18 protein-coding genes and 1 tRNA gene are annotated in these 19,607 nt (G+C 39.7%); 4 read left to right on the top strand and 15 right to left on the bottom strand.

The genetic code is table 11. The features are described from left to right. Positions 1 to 18 precede the first annotated feature (18 nt). The 15 genes from CLV57_RS04810 to CLV57_RS04740 all read right to left on the bottom strand — a co-directional run bounded on the left by CLV57_RS04810 (position 19) and on the right by CLV57_RS04740 (position 14,616). Complete coding sequence (locus CLV57_RS04810; protein ID WP_100340198.1) at positions 19 to 1,641, bottom strand: gliding motility protein RemB; 1,623 nt, start codon at positions 1,639 to 1,641, stop codon at positions 19 to 21. Between the two features lie 21 nt (positions 1,642 to 1,662). Then, positions 1,663 to 2,799: a GDP-mannose 4,6-dehydratase gene (gmd, locus tag CLV57_RS04805; RefSeq protein WP_100340197.1), complete on the bottom strand. Its 1,137-nt coding sequence runs from the start codon at positions 2,797 to 2,799 to the stop codon at positions 1,663 to 1,665. A gap of 130 nt (positions 2,800 to 2,929) precedes the next feature. Further along, positions 2,930 to 3,508 carry a DUF3109 family protein gene (locus tag CLV57_RS04800; protein WP_100340196.1) on the bottom strand — a complete coding sequence of 193 codons (579 nt, stop codon included), beginning with the start codon at positions 3,506 to 3,508 and terminating at the stop codon, positions 2,930 to 2,932. A gap of 7 nt (positions 3,509 to 3,515) precedes the next feature. Beyond that, positions 3,516 to 4,295 carry a DUF3108 domain-containing protein gene (locus tag CLV57_RS04795; RefSeq protein WP_100340195.1) on the bottom strand — a complete coding sequence of 260 codons (780 nt, stop codon included), beginning with the start codon at positions 4,293 to 4,295 and terminating at the stop codon, positions 3,516 to 3,518. A 97-nt stretch (positions 4,296 to 4,392) separates the two neighbouring features. Then, complete coding sequence (locus CLV57_RS04790; protein WP_100340194.1) at positions 4,393 to 4,908, bottom strand: DUF2480 family protein; 516 nt, start codon at positions 4,906 to 4,908, stop codon at positions 4,393 to 4,395. 68 nt (positions 4,909 to 4,976) lie between these two features. Further along, positions 4,977 to 7,073, bottom strand: a complete 2,097-nt coding sequence (locus tag CLV57_RS04785) for a peptidylprolyl isomerase (protein ID WP_100340193.1) — start codon at positions 7,071 to 7,073, stop codon at positions 4,977 to 4,979. A gap of 102 nt (positions 7,074 to 7,175) precedes the next feature. Further along, the gene (lptC, locus tag CLV57_RS04780) at positions 7,176 to 7,757 is read right to left on the bottom strand and encodes an LPS export ABC transporter periplasmic protein LptC (protein ID WP_100340192.1); all 582 of its coding nucleotides are present in this window, start codon (positions 7,755 to 7,757) and stop codon (positions 7,176 to 7,178) included. Positions 7,758 to 7,762: 5 nt separating this feature from the next. Beyond that, a complete protein-coding gene (locus tag CLV57_RS04775) occupies positions 7,763 to 9,112 on the bottom strand; it encodes a hypothetical protein (RefSeq protein WP_100340191.1) in 1,350 nt (449 codons plus the stop codon). After that, positions 9,105 to 9,845, bottom strand: a complete 741-nt coding sequence (locus CLV57_RS04770; protein WP_100340190.1) for a type III pantothenate kinase — start codon at positions 9,843 to 9,845, stop codon at positions 9,105 to 9,107. Before CLV57_RS04770 ends, CLV57_RS04775 begins: the two co-directional genes overlap by 8 nt. Further along, the gene (gene purQ / locus CLV57_RS04765; protein WP_100340189.1) at positions 9,845 to 10,537 is read right to left on the bottom strand and encodes a phosphoribosylformylglycinamidine synthase subunit PurQ; all 693 of its coding nucleotides are present in this window, start codon (positions 10,535 to 10,537) and stop codon (positions 9,845 to 9,847) included. Before purQ ends, CLV57_RS04770 begins: the two co-directional genes overlap by 1 nt. Before the next feature lie 45 nt (positions 10,538 to 10,582). After that, complete coding sequence (locus CLV57_RS04760; RefSeq protein WP_100340188.1) at positions 10,583 to 11,569, bottom strand: DUF6427 family protein; 987 nt, start codon at positions 11,567 to 11,569, stop codon at positions 10,583 to 10,585. 70 nt (positions 11,570 to 11,639) lie between these two features. Next, positions 11,640 to 12,629, bottom strand: a complete 990-nt coding sequence (locus CLV57_RS04755) for a glycosyltransferase family protein (protein WP_100340187.1) — start codon at positions 12,627 to 12,629, stop codon at positions 11,640 to 11,642. A 99-nt stretch (positions 12,630 to 12,728) separates the two neighbouring features. Then, entirely contained in the window at positions 12,729 to 13,583 is an 855-nt protein-coding gene (locus CLV57_RS04750) for a UDP-2,3-diacylglucosamine diphosphatase (protein WP_100340186.1), read from the bottom strand. Positions 13,584 to 14,003: 420 nt separating this feature from the next. Then, a complete protein-coding gene (locus tag CLV57_RS04745; RefSeq protein WP_100340185.1) occupies positions 14,004 to 14,411 on the bottom strand; it encodes an SPW repeat domain-containing protein in 408 nt (135 codons plus the stop codon). Positions 14,412 to 14,542: 131 nt separating this feature from the next. After that, positions 14,543 to 14,616, bottom strand: a tRNA-Met gene (locus CLV57_RS04740). A 121-nt stretch (positions 14,617 to 14,737) separates the two neighbouring features. Here CLV57_RS04740 and CLV57_RS04735 point away from each other — a divergent pair. The 4 genes from CLV57_RS04735 (at position 14,738) to CLV57_RS04720 (ending at position 19,604) form a co-directional block, all read left to right on the top strand. Then, entirely contained in the window at positions 14,738 to 15,118 is a 381-nt protein-coding gene (locus CLV57_RS04735) for an START-like domain-containing protein (protein WP_100340184.1), read from the top strand. Positions 15,119 to 15,144: 26 nt separating this feature from the next. Beyond that, complete coding sequence (locus tag CLV57_RS04730) at positions 15,145 to 16,599, top strand: LptF/LptG family permease (protein ID WP_100340183.1); 1,455 nt, start codon at positions 15,145 to 15,147, stop codon at positions 16,597 to 16,599. A gap of 14 nt (positions 16,600 to 16,613) precedes the next feature. After that, positions 16,614 to 18,305, top strand: a complete 1,692-nt coding sequence (locus tag CLV57_RS04725) for an ArnT family glycosyltransferase (RefSeq protein WP_100340182.1) — start codon at positions 16,614 to 16,616, stop codon at positions 18,303 to 18,305. A gap of 96 nt (positions 18,306 to 18,401) precedes the next feature. After that, positions 18,402 to 19,604: a bifunctional 3,4-dihydroxy-2-butanone-4-phosphate synthase/GTP cyclohydrolase II gene (locus CLV57_RS04720; RefSeq protein ID WP_100340181.1), complete on the top strand. Its 1,203-nt coding sequence runs from the start codon at positions 18,402 to 18,404 to the stop codon at positions 19,602 to 19,604. Positions 19,605 to 19,607: the final 3 nt, after the last annotated feature.

Here is a 19,607-nt window from a genome sequence, read left to right as displayed (position 1 = left end):
CAGCTTTTTTATTATTTATCAATAAGCTCTGTATCGCGATATGTCTTCATATAAATGGCGGAAAGAGCTACGCAGTGCAAACACCACCATTGTAGTTTTATCATTGAACAGCGTATTCTTTTCACTTCTAAAAGTAAGCCCTGCCTCTAAGCGTAGGTTATACTTAGGGTTTAGTATATAGGCTACTCTGCCATTCAGATAGATCATATCAGTAGCTAAACCCTGACCGATGAAATTACCATTAGCTTTAGCAGGATATACATAGCTTTTAAATATGTCTTTACCATAATTAGTAGCATCTACATCAAGTCCGTATCGGGCATAATTTACCTGGCCACTAAAGTCAAATCGTTTATAGCTGTAGTTTAAAAGCCCTACTGTTTCCCGGTAATTGGCTCCAAACGGATGCGCTAAAGATTCGCCTTGCTGGCTGTAATTGGTAAGTGATGTTTGTTCAGAATAAGTATATGGTCGTGCAGAATTATATTCAACCAGATAGTTCAGGTTCTTTACTTTGAAAAGATTAGCGCCTCGTACGCCTATTTGAAATGCATACTTGTTACGCGAACTTCCGGGATTGGAAAAAAAGCTTTTACTTTCAAATTCGTCTAATATAAATTGCCCGTAAGCTGCTATACCGTCTGTTAATTTATATTTACCTGTAAAACCGATCAAAGCATTATCAGGCGAACCAATAGATGCCTCTGCAGGGCGCAGGAAAATAATAGGATTAGCGTAGTTAAAATCAAAACCTCTGTAATTGCCATCACCATCGCGTTCAGCCCATATAATAGATTCAAAAAATCCTAAGGATAAGCGATTGGTCACGCTCCAATCCAGGTAGTGAAACGCACCCCACTTTTTACGGTAGCCATTCACATATGATACCTGTGGCGAAGCCGGATCGGTCATATAAGCCCACATGGTCATGTACTTAACATTACCCAAACTTCCCGTAAGCTTCAAAAAAGGATAAGGAGAAGCGTTATCTGACAACAATTGCGAACGATAGCCATCACCAATAAAGTTTCTGTCATGACCCAGCGTAACATTCAAAAATTTTGCCGGCGTGTATGATACTAATGCTATTACGTTAGACCAATCTTTCTCATCTTTCTCTGAAAACGAACGATCAAATGCCTGGCCTGGAACTACGCCAACCTGGTCAATATACTGACGATAGTAATCAGGAAATACAGCCTGGTTTTCATAACCGGCAGAGTAGAAATAAAAGTTTTTACCTATAGTCCCGCCTAACTGAAAGCCGCGTGTATTACGCCAAACGCTCTTTTTGCCGGATATGTCTCTGCCGGCAGTAATATCAGTAAGGTAATCTGCAAAAAAAGTGTACTCCTTATCGTTTACTTCTATTAAATGCTCATTAAAAATTTTTCTGTGCACCCAACTATGTTTAACCGTTGTATCTTTCCCGTAGTTGATCAACTCCTGATACCTGCGCTGTAAAACGCTATCATCTATTAAAAAGGGCTTTAACGAAGTATGAAAACGCGTTTTTGTAGAATAAGCATCTGCGTTAAATTTTTGATAGAACTGGTAAGAATAAGGCTGGTATTGCACCTGCGCTTTAGTTACGGTTACTATTAAGGTCAGTAAAATTATGCTCAGGTAAATTCTTTTCATGCAGGTTGATGTTGTTATATGCTATTCAAAATAATTTAAAGTTTTAAAACCACCTTTTTGCAGGTAATCGTCTTTTTCGACTAAGTGTAGGTCAGATATTACCATATCCTTCACCAATGCAGGCAGATCATATTTAGGTGTCCAACCTAACTTTTGTTTGGCTTTAGTGGCATCGCCAATTAACAGATCAACGTCTGTTGGCCTGAAATACCTTGGATCAACTTTAACGATAGTTTGCCCCATTGGCAACGCCTCCTGGTTAAGGCCGAGTTCTGCGGCCCTGTCTCTGTCCACATCAATAATAACGCCTCGTTCATACTCGTCCTTGCCGCTAAATTCTACTTCTACACCCAACTCAGCAAAACTCATTTTTATAAAATCTCTTACTGTTGTGGTAATACCGGTTGCTACTACGAAGTCTTCTGCCTTTTCCTGTTGTAACATCAGCCACATGGCTTCAACGTAATCTTTAGCATGCCCCCAATCACGCTGTGCTGACAGGTTACCCACATAAAGACAGTTTTGAAGGCCCAAGGCAATTTTAGCGGCAGCTCTGGTAATTTTACGGGTGACGAATGTTTCGCCTCTGATGGGGCTTTCATGGTTAAATAATATGCCATTGCAGGCATACATATTATATGCTTCGCGATAGTTGACTATTATCCAATAGCCATACATTTTAGCAACAGCATAGGGAGAGCGTGGATAAAATGGAGTGGTTTCACTTTGTGGTACAGCCTGTACCAAACCATATAACTCAGACGTTGACGCCTGATAAATGCGTGTTTTTTTTGTTAAGCCGAGCAAACGCACTGCTTCAAGAATACGCAAAGTGCCAATTCCGTCTGCATTGGCTGTATATTCAGGTGTATCAAAACTAACCTTAACATGGCTTTGCGCAGCCAGGTTATAGATCTCGTCGGGTTGAGTTTCCTGTATTATTCGAATGAGATTAGTTGAGTCGGTAAGATCGCCGTAATGCAGCTTGAATTTTGCACCTAATTCATGCTGATCATGGTATAAGTGATCTATACGATCAGTATTAAACAATGAAGACCTTCTTTTAACCCCGTGGACAAAATATCCTTTTTTTAAAAGAAATTCAGCCAGATAAGCACCGTCTTGACCGGTGATACCCGTGATTAAAGCTATTTTCATTGTTGTGAAGTAATAAATGCAATATTATTCAATTTAATTGTAAAAGCGTTGTGCCGCCGTTGTTAAATTGAGTGTAACCACACGCACCTATAACAAGAAATAGCTATTTGAGTTTGAGTTAAAAATTAAACTATAATCCCGAAGATTTTAAATACTCAGCGGCTTCGTCCAATTCAGTGTACCATTCTTCACCGTACTTTCTAATAAGCGGACCTTTTAAAAATTGATGAACACTTACTTTGAGTTCGTCGCCAAAACTACATGCGGGGCTGCAAATACTCCAGCGGTCATAGTTCAGCACATCAAATTCAGGGTATTTAGTTATACGAATAGGATATAAATGACATGATATAGGCTTCTTCCAATCAACTGCACCTTCTTCGTAAGCCTTTTCAATAGCGCACTTGGTAATACCATTTTCCCATGTTACATAAGCACACTCTTTATTGGTATCAACACAAGGTGTAGTATAATCACCCTCAAAATCTGTAACATGTGTACCTTCGCGCTCAATAGTATTAATGCCTTTCGCCGTCATATAAGGCTTTACTTTAGGATATATTTCTTTTAAAATATCCAATTCAGAAGCTTCCAGCGGAGCACCGGAGTCTCCTTCAAGGCAGCAAGCACCTTTACATTTATTTAAGTTGCAAACAAAGTTTTGTTTAACAACATCTTCGTGCACCAGCACGCTGCCTACTTCAATCATTTAAAATTTATTTTTGTACAGGATTTAACGGATACTTAAGTCCATTAGCTGCCGTAAGATCCATTGTTACGCTACCCACAACCAAACCCACATGGGCTTTCACAGGTATGCGGTTTCCATCATCAGTTATCCACAAATAAAGCTTGCTATCTTTTTTAAAGATGCGTCCCGGTATTATGGTGGGGTTAAATTTAAGACAATTGAAAGTACCCATGGCACACTTAACCTGTTCTTTACCCATGTAGGTAATTGTTAATGTATGTATGCCATCTTCCAAAAAGTAGGGCATGTCTAATTTATCACCAACCTTTAATTGAGATACGTCAAGGTTACGGGCAAAATAGTAAGCAGATACAAAATCAAATATCTTTCCTTTAAAAGGAAAGGTGCCTTTATCAGCTGTTACTTTCCCTTCAGGATGATTAAACGTAACATTATCTGTGTGTCTGTATCCGCCTTCGCGTCTGTTCTCTGTATAGTAATAAGGCAGCAGCGTATTCTTATCTATGTAAGTATCATACTGGTTACGCACTTTATAAAAAACGTCAAACGTACCGGCAGTTTTACCGCTCGCGCTGATATGATAACTTGGGTGACCGTCAATTTTCTTACCACCGTCTTCTACCCTTAACGTTGCTTCAGCACCGGTGAAAATACCGTATTTCAATTTATAACGAAGCTCCTCCCCCGGTTTAAAAACAGGCTCGCTTGTAGCTTTAAGTTCCTGCGCTAAGGCAAGCGTATAACAGCTTGCAAAAAGTATTATGGTAATAATGTATCTTTTCATCATTGATGTTTTTCAAACCAGGCGTTTAATTGCCGTTTGTTATTAAGACCATAAATACGCTTAATAGTTTAATATTTTGAGTTCAGAGCCCACCCAATCAGTCTTTTCGCTTATAAATAGGCACCGTTGAACAAGGCTCGCCAAACATAAGGCTTTTAACTACAGGTGTTAGCTTTTTGCCTAATTCTACGTAAGCTGAAACAGGGATATCAACATCACCACAACCTTTTATAACCAACCGTTGATCCCGATATTTTTCGGGGTCAAGGCTTTGTATAGCTTTTACAAATAAAACCGTTTCTAAAACCTCTGCGTCGCCAAATACTACATCTTTGGCATAAGGTGCCATACGGTTGGCCAAAAGCAGATAAGCCCATGCCGGTACAATAGCATCGGCGGTACAGGTTATAGCTACGTTTTTATCCTGGTATTGGCTCCAATCGTGTCCCTTAACAAAATCTCTAAAGTCCTTCTCACGCAATATAAGCCCGTGAAAAAGATTATCTTTTATATCATATACCACACGTTCGCCTGGAGTATAAAAGTCGGCCGGATCCAAGGTAGCCAGCCCGCTTTGAGCAACTTTATTTACAATATTTTCCTGTATATCCATTTCTCTTTAAACAAAAAATCCGGAAACGCATAAAACGTTCCCGGATGCAAAATTACTTTAAAATAATACTATAACAGGCGTGCTCTGTAATCTTTTACATTGGCCTTATTTTTCAGCGCTTCAAGGGCTTCACCTTGCGAACGTTGAACCAAGCCTTGCAACAACTGTTGTTTTTGTGTTATGTTATTTGCTAAAGCAGCAGGATTAACAAAACTGTTAACAGAGAAAATAAATACACCCTGCTGACCTTGAACAGGTTTTGACAGTTTATTAACCTGCGAACCGAAGATGGTTCCGATCAACTTGTACTCCGGACCTGCACCTACACCTGGAATAACCGGGTTAGCCAGAACTATATTTTGAACAGCATTTACGGTTGCACCAGCTTTTTGAGCTGCTTGTTCTATAGTAGCAGCACCGCTTAAAGCACCGTTAAATTTGTCGGTAAGCATTTTAGCTTTAACCTGAACTCTTACCATCGGCTCAATTTGTTTTTTAACTGCGTCAAGCGGTAATATGCCTTGAGGTTTTATAGCGGTTAACCGTGCAACCACATATTGATCGCCAGATGTATAAACCTGATCGTAAACATCGCCTTTTTCAGCATTGAATGCCCAACGTACCAGTTCGCGCGCACTTTCCAAGCCAGGAAGAGAAGCAGCAGAGCCGGTAACATCATCAGCATTTTTAACTTCTAAGCCTGCCTTTTTAGCCTGCGCATTAAAATCGCCGTCATTAACATTGATCAGGAATTGTTGCGCTTTGCTGTAAGCAGCAGATTGGGTCTCGCTGCTTGCATTTAATGGTTTGTCAACCACCGCAACCTTAACAACTTTTGACGAGCCCTTTTGAGCAACAATATAAATTAAATGAACACCAAATTGTGAGGTCACTATTTTATAATCGCCGGGTTTGCCATTAAATGCCGCGTCTTCAAAAGCCGGTACCATTGCACCACGTGCAAATGTTCCAACATCTCCGCCTTTAGCTGCAGAGCCTTGATCCATAGAGTACATCTTTGCCATTTCTGCAAATGATTTACCTCCCTGAATTAACGCCTTTAATGAATCTGCCTTTTTAATTCCGTCGCCTGGTGCTAAAAGTATGTGCTTAGCAGTTACAGAATCCGGACCAACTCTTGAGTCAATCAATTTTGCCAAAGCGTAATGACCATTTTCAGTATACGGACCATAAACAAAGCCTGGTGCCGCGTTGAACATTACCGAGTCAAGGCCGCTACCCAGTTCGCCTTTCTTTCTGTAAGCAAATGGTTGCTTGGTTTCAGAATTGATCTGAACGAAAAGAGAATCGTTAGTTGAAGCACTGAACTCAGGCTTTAATTTCTCAATTGAAGCTTTAACTGCAGCAGAGTCAGCTTTAGATGGAGCACCATTAAAAGTTACAAACTCAATGCCGCGTGTTTCCTGCTGGTTTTTAAACTCGTTTTTATGCTCTTCATAATAGCTGCTGTAATCGGCATCAGTTAAAGTAACCTTACTATCCTGAACACTTTGGTAATCTAAAACAGCGTATTTAAAGTTAGCTAATTTGTTTTTTGCCTCATAATCATCTTTTGCCTCTAAAGAGTTTACGTATAAACCGTTAGTAATACCGGTCATGTATTTTTCGGCAAGTTTGTTCTCTACCAGTTCCTGCACAAACTTTTTCCATCTTTGTTTTTGAGGATCAACATCAGGAGTAACACGCAATTTACTGATTGTTGAAGTTAAGCTGGCGCGATCAAACTGTCCGGTTTGAGGGTTGGTGAAAGCACGAACAATCTCAGGGCTTGGATTGCTACCGCTGATCATGGCTTGCGACTCATCGCCTGTTACCTGTAAACCAACAGCATCAGCCTCATGGCTTATCATAGCTTTGCTTAGCATCTGGTTCCAGGTGTTTTCCTGTATGTATGCAGTTATTTGCGGAGAAAGCGCACCACCCGATTGCTCTTTAAACTGATTGCTGTTTTGCTCAACAGTTTCATTAAATTCCTGGTAAGGTATTTTCTCACCGTATACTTCACCTATTGTACTGTTATCGTCTCTAAAAAAAGAGCCGCCCGATTGTACTACTTCGGTTATAACAAACGCTATCAGTGATATACCTATTACACCTGCTACTATTTTGCCCATCCGCTCGCGCAGATAACCCATTATACCCATATTGATCTATAATATTTTTTTTAACTTACTTCTATAAAAAGAGGGCGCAAGATACAATTTTTGGTAAAATTATATAATACATTTTTTCATCTCAAAATAAGGCTATTGCATCGGATTTTCTGATACATATCCTGCACCTGTACCAGACTGTATTTCGGGGTTCTCCAACTTATCGTCGCTTTTAAAACTAACGCCGTTAAATACGTTACCATCGGCAGTATGTATCTCAACAGGTTTATTGGAGTAAATTATCTTTTTGGGCTGATCCCATATCAACTCGTCAGATTTAAATGTGTCGCCTTTAACAGTTGTTGCCACAACATTTTTGTAAAACTTGGTAATGCTTTCATTCTCTAACTGAACAGCCGAATCCGCTACAATTGTACCTTCTTCCTTGCCATTCTTATCAAAAAAAATCACCTTAACACCATCAGGCATTATATCGTAAGGTTTTTCTACAGAGTATTTTATCAGTAAGGGGGTTTGCAATCTACCTTTTACTATTGCAGAGTCGCTGTAAATAACATCTACCCCACGTGTAGTATCAATAGCCAAACCAGAGTTCATGTTGGCTATTTTTTTGATTACATCCAGGTCATTCTCGCAGGCAGCAATACTTAGCACACCCAAAGTCAATACAGGCAAAAACCTACGCCATAAAGATTTTGGGAAATGAGATTGCATAACAATTAGTCAAATTTATAACGTTGGAACCACCTGTCGTTAAGTGTAAAGCCAATACGTATTTTGAAATAATTTTCCTGTACCAGTCCGTTTGTAAGGGTACCGCGACGGCCAATTTCGGCAGCCAGATTTATTTTGTAGAAACTTGTTCCGTTAACAGCGCGCAAAGGCAAACCAAAGCCAAAGGTGGCAGCGTAAGATTTTATATTAGTTTGTCCGCCACCGGTTACATTATTTACGTTAAAGTAGGTTTGATCAAGTATTAATCCCGCACGATAGTCTACAGTAGCCCAATAACTGTTAATAGAGTTAGCATTAGGCGTTATCTGTCCGCCTAAATTAAGCGTTTTGCTGTTTGACATACCTGCATTAGCACCATCTATGGTCAATGCAGACCAGTTACCCATGGTGTAATCAACACCAACCAAAAACTTCTGGTCACGCTGATAAGATATGCCAAAATGATGAACATTTGGTAACTGCAATTTAGTTTTAGCGCCCTGTATATTTATGATCGAATCGGTTGGCAAACTTTCGTTGCCTGATCCGTCGGTTCTGTAGTGGCTAACAATATGGCTTTTTTGAGAATTAAGAGCAGATTGAGCCTGAGCCGAGTAGCCAAAAATTATGCGGCGGGTAAGTGAAAGGTTCCACTGATATTGCGCGCCATAATCATAGTTAACTCCACCAACAGAATAACTTTTCTCGTCCCGGGAATTTAAAACGCCGTACAGGTTAGGAAACTCTGTTATATTAAGTTGCTTTAAATTACCAAAGATGTATGATATGTTAGCACCCAGCTTTAAATTACGGGCAATGGTAAAACCGTAACCTAAAAATGCTTTAGACAGGCCTCCTTCACCACGGTAACTTAAATTGGTTAAATTGGTATCTGCAGGAGACGCCGGTGTTGAATTAAAACCGCGGTTAAGCGTTCTGGTATAGTTATATCCAACCTCACTGTAAGGCATTAAACCAAAAGCTAATGCCGAGCCACGCGATATTGGAATACCAAAAGCTAAATGACTTAAACGGAAGTTAGCATCTCGCTGTGAGGTTTGCCCGGTTTGATTAAGGGAAAATATGCTTGCGTATAAACCAACATCAATTGTGGTTAAACCTATTGCCGAATACGATGCCGGGTTGAGCGGGTTTACCTGGCTATAGCCATTAATGCGATCAATTGCTGTTGCAATACCGCCCATAGCCATGTTTTGTGGTAACACACCGGGGTTTAAATCGCCAATGCCATAACGTGAGTACGGCGAACTGGTGGTAGCTGTTGACTGTGCACTTGCATCAAGCATTATACCCGCAAGTAAAAACAGTAATAAAAATTTTATGTATTTAGTCATTATGCTCAATGGCTGCGTTTAAACCTTTTAAAACCAGGTTAGGTTCTTTTTTTATATAGGGGGCAAAGATGCTATTTTTCAATAGCGTATCAAAAAAAACATTATCGCCGCCTGTTAGTATAATATTCATTTTTTGGTCTGGCTTAGAATAACTGTCTATAAAGCCAACCAGTTCATACTTTATTCCGTTTTGTACGCCAGATGTTATTGCAGTTGCAGTATCGTCGCCATAACTACTGTTGAATTCTTTATTTTCGTTAAGCAAAGGCAAAGCTCCGGTGTAATGGTTCAGCGCTTTATAACGCATATTTAAGCCCGGCGATATGCTGCCTCCGAAATAATTCCCTCCGGCATCAACCCAATCATATGTTATACAAGTACCACCGTCAATAATCAGGTTATCAGTTTTGGGGTATAAGTTATGTGCTCCAACCACCGCTGCCAATCTATCTGCACCTAATGTTTGCGGTGTACGATAATGATTGTGAATACTTTTTACAAAGTCGGAATCAAAGCTATACACCTTTACCTGGCCCTTTAAATCATTTTCCCAGTCTTGCGGCCCTCTTTTTACAGAGGAAACAATGGCCTTATCTATGCGGTACTTTTTTAAAACAGTAGAAATTGCGTTAGTGTCAATGTATTGGTAACGCTGGCTATCGATCATTTCATTATGGCTGAACACAGCAAGTTTAGTTTGTGTATTGCCAATATCAATAACCAGGTTGGCCATTAGGCACGTGCTATTGACACGATAGATTCAAATATGGCTAACCCATCTTCGTTAGCCAGTAAGCTATCGGCTGCACGCTCAGGGTGAGGCATAAAGCCAAACACGTTACGCTCAGAGTTACAAACACCTGCAATATTTTCAACTGAACCATTAGGATTAGCATCGGTAGTTATATTACCTGCTTCATCACAATACCTGAACAATACCTGATCATTATCATTCAGTTTTTTAAGTAAATCCGCATCGGCAAAATAATTCCCTTCACCATGCGCTATAGGTATTTTAAGTGCTCGTTGCTGATCAATTTGCGCAGTAACCAACGCATTGGCAGTTTGAGGTTTTATATAAGTATTGCGGCAAATAAACTTACGGTGCTCATTATGAAGCAAAGCGCCAGGTAATAACCCTGCTTCGGTCAAAATTTGGAAACCGTTGCAAATTCCCATTACCCTGCCACCTTTAGCAGCAAATTGAATAACTTCTTGCATAATTGGTGAAAAACGGGCTATAGCACCTGAGCGCAGGTAATCACCAAATGAAAAGCCTCCCGGCAAAATAATAAAATCAGAACCTTGAAGATCATGATCTTTATGCCACAGGCGAACCACCTGCTGACCCATTATTTTTTCTAACACATGGATGATATCTTCATCGCAATTGGAACCGGGGAATATAACTACGCCAAACTTCATGCTACAAAACTAATATAACCGCTCAAATTTGAACGCATATAAAAGTTAAAAAGTGTTAAACTGGAAATAAATGATGCTTGCAACCAGTAAAACAAATAAACTTTCGTAAAACCAGCGCTTGGATGCATATAAAAAGTAATAGGAGAAAAAAATCGCCAAAGGCAGGGCGCACAATAAAAAATGTTCCAGATGAAACTCTTTTTTGATATAAAATGATAACCCTGCAACAATGGTAAGCACCAGCAAAAGTTGAAAGGATTTTCGGGTTTGCACATAGCTCCTAAAAAACAACTGACTAACCTTTAAAAAGCAGAGCAGCAATATTACAGCTACCGGCACTAACACCAGGTAGTTGTATGAACTTATGTGAATAGTGGTTGGGAAAGCAGATGCGAGCGGAAGCCATATTTTTACAAATAATGGTAGCCTATCTGTAAGATAATAAATAACCGCTAAAAAAAAGAATATAGTGGCAAAGCCTATAACGGCTGCTGCCCACTCACGCCAATTAAACGGGCGGAAAACCACCAAACCTGCCCATATTATAATAAACATAAAAATAAATGGCAGGTAAATTAATGCACCAAGCGCTACAATCATTCCCAGATCATAAGCAACAGATTTCGCGTCGGGAATTTTGTAAGTGGCAAATAGCTTCTGAAGCATTGCTAATATCAGGAAATTACAAATAAGCGGTGCGCTTAATGTTAAAAAAGGAACAAACAAAGCGCTAAGTACAACATACATCAAAGCAGGTAAAAAGGTGGGTTTGCCAAGAAGATTAAAGCTGTTAACCATTGAATTGAACCATAGCGCCTGTAGAAAAACAAGCACTCCTGCCAGCGATATATTCATCATTGGCGATAGCGCAAACTCATAATCAGCGGGGATAAGTAGCCGTGCAAAGGGCTCTACAAATATAAACTGGATCTGATCAGGGGCATCAATAATATAGCCCAGGCGTAAAATGATCAATAAAACCGCCAGCCATATTGCATTAAGCGGGTTATATGTTCTGAACAGATTGATCATGCCGCAATATTAGCGCATTTTTTAGAGATTTCTATTTGATGATTAGAGTTTGGTACGAACGGTGCGAATATTACCGTCTGCTGTAACGCTTTACCATACCATCAACTATCTGGGCAGTCTCGTCAGGAAAGTTTACAAATACACGCTCATCTTGATGCACCCATTTTGCTACGTGTTCCGCAAATTTATTCCCTATTGCAGGAACTACTGGGACACCGAGGCGTGATGCAGCTAATGCGTTACATTTTTGCTCATACTGGCCTTGCATTGGTATCATCATTACCTTCTTCTGAAGAAAAAGCGCTTCGGCCGGGCCTTCAAATCCACCGCCCGTTAACAATCCTTCGCACGATGCCAAACTGGCATTGAACGCTTCGTTGCTTACCGGAAAAATATTAACGTTATCTAACTGATAAGGCGTTTTTTGCCGCTTTGAAAAAATATGCCACTGGGTATTCTTTACCTTGCATAGATGCTGTGCCAGCTTCTTATCATCATAAGCGGGCAAATAAACTGTGTAGTGGCCTTGGTTGCTTGTTGCCATGCTGCGGATGCCACTACGTATAACAGGCGTATGTATAAAATTATCATACCGCTCAAAGTGAAAACCTATGTGATGGGTAGTTGGTGAGTAATGCTTGAACAACCATTCTCCGTAATGCCATTTACGAGGGCGAGGTGTGTTTTTTGAGACAAAAGCGCATTGATGGCTTAATGAAACAGATGGTATGCCCCGCATTTTGCAAGCCCAAGCACTCACCGGTTCAAAATCATTAACTATCAGGTCATATTGTTCAAGCGGCAGGTTACGCATGTCTCGCCAAAGTTGTGGCAGATCCATAATTTTGAAGGTAGCCCACTTATCAACGCCACCATTGGTACCAAAAACGAAACTAAAACCGTGATAACGGTACTTAAGTGGTTGCGAAAGGGAAACTTCTGCCTCGGTACCGCTTACCAAAAGGTCAAGTTCACCGTATTGCTGTAACAGCGGTACAATTTCGCGGGCGCGACTGATGTGCCCGTTACCTGTGCCCTGTATAGCAAATAATATTTTCATTACGTTACCTGTTTTTGAGTTGACGCGTGTCCGCTCCGTGGCCCTAAAAGTAGAAAATGTTTAGGGTAACCTGAAAAATATGATAAACCTTGTAAATAATTAATGAGCTTCTTTTCTGAAACGCTCCAACAATAGGTTAACATCCATTTTAGCATCAAGATCTTCCGTATCAGAAACATCAGAAAAGTCATTATCATCTTCAAAATCTGTGGGCGTATACGTGAATATGTTCCACTTACCATTATGATATTCTAATGAGGTTAGATTCTCCACCCAATCGCCACTATTAAGGTAAAGCACTTTGCCGGGATTATCTGTCGCGCTTATTTCCCTGATCTCGGCCTGGTGTATGTGTCCACAAATAACGTATTGATATTCTTTGCTAACCGCAAGATCTGCAGCAGTTTGTTCAAACTGATTGATGAACTTAACGGCGTCTTTAAACTTAGCTTTGATCTTCTTTGAGAAACTCATTTTCTCCCGCCCCATGGCTGTAAGTAACCAATTGGTAAAACTATTTAACAGTATAAGCGAATCATAACCTATAGCGCCCAACTTAGCCAGCCATTTCGAGTGCTGCATGGTAACGTCAAAAACATCCCCATGAAAGATCCAGGCCTTTTTGCCATCAATGTTTAAAAGAAGTTTATTTAATAATTGAAAGGAGCCGAGGTTCATATCTGCAAATTTCCGTAACATCTCGTCGTGGTTACCGGTTAAGTAATACACCGGAATACCATCGGTAACAAACTTCAGTATGCGCCTAACCACTTTCATGTGGGTTTCGGGCCAATACGATTTACTAAATTGCCATATATCAATTATATCGCCGTTCAGAATAAGCATTTTAGGCTTAATGCTTTTTAAATACTTGAGTAACTCCTTAGCATGACAGCCGTAGGTGCCCAAATGCACATCAGATATAATTACAATATCTACTTCACGCTTTGCCATTAGGTAAAAAAGAAAGGAATGCAATGCAGGTAAAGATTACCCGAGCCGAGAAAGTAATAAGTATGGCGCGACGATTATTCGTCGTCTTCGTCTTCATTAACTTTAAGCTCATACGGACTTAAATAGAATACGCCCACCAACACAAGCAACGCTACAACAACAAGGTATGATGTATATTCAAAAGGCATGTTAAAAGGTTTTTACAAAGGTCTGATAATCATTTAATTTTAGTGTTAAGACTCTGTTAAATGTAAAAGGTTTCAAACTGCGGAAAATATATTTTTATGAACATTTCAACAGCTTATGGAAGATGATTATGCTTTGCTATGATACTATCAAGATTGTTTAAAGACAAAGTATAAAACAAAAAAGGCCATCTCTTAATGAGACAGCCCTTGTATATTTTGTTTGAAAGTTATCTTAGTGGTTATCCCAACCAACTACTTCCTGATGTGCTTCTTCGTTTACAAATGGAGAGCCATGTGTAAATACCCCTGCTATTAAGAAAGTTAATCCGATTAATAAATGTGGTAAAAACACGCCGTTCTCAATAAAAGCAAAGCCATATAAAAATGGAGACACAGCTAAAATAAAGCCCGAAAAAGCATCAAGCACATTATGTGTAGGCATTGGGAATATTTTGATAAACCCGTGGCTGTTGTTACTAAATATAGCCATTATTAATTGCACCCATCCAATTGTTATAGGCAAAAACAATGATGCGCCACCTACATGCGCAAATCCAAATAACCATGGAGACGCCATTGAAATTAAGGCGGTAACATAGTTAATAACTCCGTAAAAGCTTCTTGAAATAAATGGGTTCATGTTTTAAATTTTGCTTAACGCTTCAAAAGTAATAATTACACGCGAAAAACTGCGCGCAACGCTGTAAAATTTTTGATTAATTGAGTTAAAAATAAAAGCCCTCGGAAAATATCCGAAGGCTCATCTTCAAGTAGCGGGGAGCAGGATCGAACTGCCGACCTTAGGGTTATGAATCCTACGCTCTAACCATCTGAGCTACCCCGCCAATTATTGGCGCCGATGTGTGACGCTCAAAAAAGGTTTGCAAATATAGTAGAAATTCGTTTCCTTTAGAAAAAATGTTAACATTGTGGCGAACAAAACCGGGCCATCAATTATAAACCCCTATGTCTGAAAAGAAAAAATTTACTATTGAGTACGAAATAAAGTCGTCGCCACGCATATTATATACCTTTTTACTGGAGCCAAATGGCTTAGCACAATGGTTTGCTGATGATGTAAACATCCGCGAACAGGTGTACACTTTTACCTGGGATGGCGAACAGCAAAAAGCAAAACTGGTTAACGCCCGCGAAAACAAACTGGTTAGATTCAAATTTATTGATGACGAGCCCCAATGTTATTTTGAAATGGAAATTGTTCAGGATGAATTGACCAATGACGTAGCACTCGCTGTTACTGACTTTGCCACTGAAGATGCCATGGCCGAGAGAAAATTAATATGGGATAATCAGATTCAGTACCTTATAAGCGTTTTAGGTGCATAAAGAGTAATTTTCTCTAATTTTGCACTGTGAAAAAAATCCACCTCTTACTGCTCAAATCATTTATACGGCCCTTTCTAAGCACGTTTTTGATTGTGATGTTTTTGTTGTTGATGTTATTTCTATGGAAATACATTGATGATCTGATTGGTAAGGGCTTTCAATGGTACATCATCCTTGAGTTAATGGCTTATGCGTCTGCCACTAACGTTGCCATGGCGCTACCGCTGTCTGTTTTGCTTTCTTCCATCATGACCTATGGGAGCCTGGGAGAAAATTATGAATTAGTGGCTATAAAATCGGCCGGCATATCGCTCACACGCGCTATGTATCCTATTTTTATCGTGGTCTGTATCCTCAGCGTAAGCGCTTTTCTCTTTTCAGATTATATGCTGCCCATCGCCAATTTAAAGTACTATTCTTTACTATACGATGCCCGCGAGCAAAAATCAGCTAACTTTCTGCCCGAGGGAGTTTTCAGCAATAGTTTTTCTAATAACACCATACGTGTACAACGCAAAGACCCTGATGGCCAAACACTTTACGGGTTAACTATTTATTCAAAAGATCCTGCCAAGAACACCTCTTTTATGGTAATAGCCAAACAGGGTAAGATGTACCGCTCTTTTGATGATAAATTTTTAGTCATTGAACTAAAGGATGGTATCAGATACGAAGAAAATTCGGGTTCCGGCAGTGGCGTATATATGCCCCGCCGGGTATTTATCCGCCAAAGGTTCACCTCAACTGCGCAGAAGCTTGATCTCAGCGGCATAACGTCAATAAAACGTACCGACGAAAGTGCCTTTAAAAGCGCTTTTCAGATGATGAACATTCGCTTGTTAAAAGACACCATCAAAATACTTGATCGTAAGCTTGATAGCATCAAGGTGACTAATTATACGATGATGACGCCTTACATCAAATACTTAAGTTTACCTAAAAAGCCAACAACGGATAGCGTAAAAGCAATAGCATATCAATCAGACTGGTTTAAGAAACAACCATTAAATGAACAACTCCAGGCAATAACCAACGCTCAAAACGAAGCACGCTCTATAACTGATATGTTAAAAATGCGGGTCGCAGCTATTGACGCGCCGGTTAAAGATCAACGCAGCGCATTTGCGCAATACCAGGTAAAGTTTACACTCTCTGCATCGTGCCTGGCACTTTTCCTCATAGGCGCGCCTATGGGAGCTATAATACGCAAAGGCGGTTTAGGCTTACCCGTGGTGATATCCGTAGCATTTTTCTTGCTGTTCTACATAATTAAAACAATTGGCGAAAAAGCTGCACACGAAGGAAACATGTCTGGCATTGTTGGAGCCTGGATAGCCATTTTTCTGATCACTCCTATCGGTATGTTTTTATCTTATAAGGCAGCAACTGATTCGCCAATATTTGATATGGAAAACTACAGGCGCTTTTTTGATCAGGCAGCATCTTTTGTTAAAAAAACGATTGGCAGGAAATTCAACTAATTGCAAACAGTACCATGTCTGTTTTACCCGGATCAAATATATTCTCGAAATCTACAGACAAAGGCGTACAGCTGTTTGTAGTTATTTTAATTGTAAATTTAATTCAGTCCTTCTCGTCATTATTGTTAAATGATGAGCCCTATTATTGGATGTATTCCCAACATTTAGCCTGGGGCTATTTTGACCACCCTCCGGCAATTGCTTTCCTGATAAAATTAGGCAGTTCCCTATTTGCTGGCGAAATAGGTGTGAGACTTATAACCACAATGTTAGGAAGTCTTACATTTTACCTTATCTACAAAATTATTGAAGAAGAATCCAATGAGGCAGTCAACTTTAAGCTGTCAATTCTGCTCCTTACATCGTCAATATTTTTAAATCTTTATTCGTTTTTAGCTATACCGGATACACCTATGCTGTTTTTTGCAGCGCTGTTTTTTTATACCTACCGTAATTATCTTAAAGAAGATAACGTGGTTAACGCGGTAGTTTTGGGCTTAGTAACGGCATTACTACTTTATTCAAAATACCACGGTATACTGATCGTATTTTTCACACTGCTTTCCAACTTCCAACTTTTTTTGAAACGCAGTTTTTATATTGTTTTTATTACCGCCCTACTGTTATATCTGCCACACATCAACTGGCAAATAATTAACGACTACCCCACCCTAAAGTTTCAGTTTTCGGGCAGGGCAACAGCTTTTAGTATACAGCATGTGTTAAGCTATGTTGGAGAACAGGCCGCAGTTACGGGTCCCGTTGTTTTACTTCTGTTCACAATATTATATAAGCCTAAAAATCAATTTCAAAAAAGCTTAAAGTATAGTGTAGTGGGCGTGTTTGTTTTTTTCCTCATCTCTTCCTTTAAGGATATGGTAAATGTACACTGGACAGCAATTGCATGGCCCGGAATGATTTCCATCTCCTACTTATACATTAAAGATCTTAAAAAACACAAAAAGGTTGTTTATGGCTTGCTTGTTTTTAATTTGGTATTGGTTATAATTTTGAGGGTAAACCTGGTTGCAAACTTTTTTTCCATACCTAATTTTAACGACAAAAACCCTGAAGTAATGGCCTCAACTTTGCAAAAAGAAGCCATGGGTTTACCGCTGGTTTTTGCAGACACCTATATTGAGCCGGCTTATTATAGCTTTTATCAACAAAAGCCTGCATTTGCCGTAAATAGCGTATGGTATAAAAAAACGCAATACAACTTTATGCCTTGGCTTGAAAAGCAATTTCAGGGCAAAAAAGTAGCCTATATATCAGAAGGAGGAATTAATAAGTCGAGCCGTAGGATTGAAATATCCCGTGGAAAAACGTATTACATCACAACCATGGATAACTTTGCATCATTTACTGGTGCTAATGTAAATGTTGTAACCGAGCAACCGCTCAAAGCTGCCCAGAAAGCTGTTTTTAAGTTAGCGTTCGATGGCAAACAATTAACTCCTTTTCAACATAAAGAGTTAAAAACCAGCAAAGCTTTTATCATGCTTACATTTATCAACAATGAAACCAATGAGGCATTTTGCTACAAATGTCTGTTGCCGGCAGATACAAATAACGCTTCGCCGTTTGAATTTACCTTCACCGCGCCTAAAAAGCCGGGGAAGTACAGATATGTGTTGTCAGTTGCTCCGCAAAACAGTTTCAGCCTGGGTTTGAATAGCCCGGTTTATCATTGCACCATAAGGTAGTAGCTTTAACATATTACACACCGCAGACCTGAATATTTTTATTATACATTAACTTTGTTATAAGCTTTGTAACTATACAAGGTTTTTATATAAACGATGCTTAACACCATTCCAGAAGCAATTGAGGCTATTAAAGCCGGTAAAATGATCATTGTTGTTGATGATGAGGATAGAGAAAATGAGGGTGATTTTTTAACCGCAGCCCGAAACGCTACACCCGAAACGGTGAACTTTATGATCAAATATGGTCGTGGGCTTGTTTGTGCTCCTATAACACAACAGCGTGCTACCGAGTTGGAACTGGAGCCAATGGTAAGTCACAACACCACTTCATACGAGACCAACTTTACGGTTTCGGTTGATCTGCTCGAAGGCTGCACTACAGGCATTTCTGCAAGCGACAGATCAAAAACTATACTTGCGCTTATTAATAACGATACAAAACCTGCTGATCTTGGCAGACCAGGGCATATATTTCCTTTGATAGCTAAAAACGGTGGAGTTCTTCGCAGGTCAGGCCACACTGAGGCAGCTATTGATCTGGCTGTGATGGCAGGATTTGAACCTGCCGGCGTTATATGCGAAATAATGAAAGAAGACGGGGAAATGGCACGTTTACCTGAACTTAAAGAATTAGCTAAAGAGTTTGATCTGAAAATAATTTCAATCAAAGATCTGATAGCTTACCGTCTGGACGCAGAAACATTGATAAAAAAGGAAGTCTCTGTAAAATTACCTACTGAATGGGGCGAGTTTGAAATGACGGCATATACTCAGCTTAATACAGGCGATAACCATATAGCGCTAACAAAAGGTACCTGGGAACCGGGCGAGCCTATTTTAGTACGTGTACACAGTTCGTGCGTTACCGGGGATATTTTTGGATCATGTCGTTGTGATTGCGGACCACAGTTACATGCTGCTATGCAAATGATTGAGAAAGAAGGCAAAGGTGTTATTGTTTATATGAACCAGGAAGGACGCGGAATTGGCTTGGTAAACAAGTTAAAAGCTTATAACCTGCAGGAAAATGGTTTTGATACTGTAGAAGCTAATATAAAACTTGGCTTTAAAATGGATCAGCGGGATTATGGTGTAGGTGCACAAATATTACGTAGCCTGGGCATATCAAAAATGCGTTTAATGAGTAACAATCCTAAAAAACGTGCCGGCTTAATTGGCTACGGATTGGAAGTTGTTGAGAACGTTCCTATTGAAATTGCGCCTAACCCCCATAACGAAGCTTATTTACGTACCAAGCGCGATAAGATGGACCACGCTATTTTACGTAACCATTAAATA

The organism is Mucilaginibacter auburnensis (genome assembly GCF_002797815.1).
GTDB classification, from domain to species: Bacteria; Bacteroidota; Bacteroidia; order Sphingobacteriales; family Sphingobacteriaceae; genus Mucilaginibacter; species Mucilaginibacter auburnensis.
This window is presented reverse-complemented; position numbering and strand designations above follow the sequence as displayed.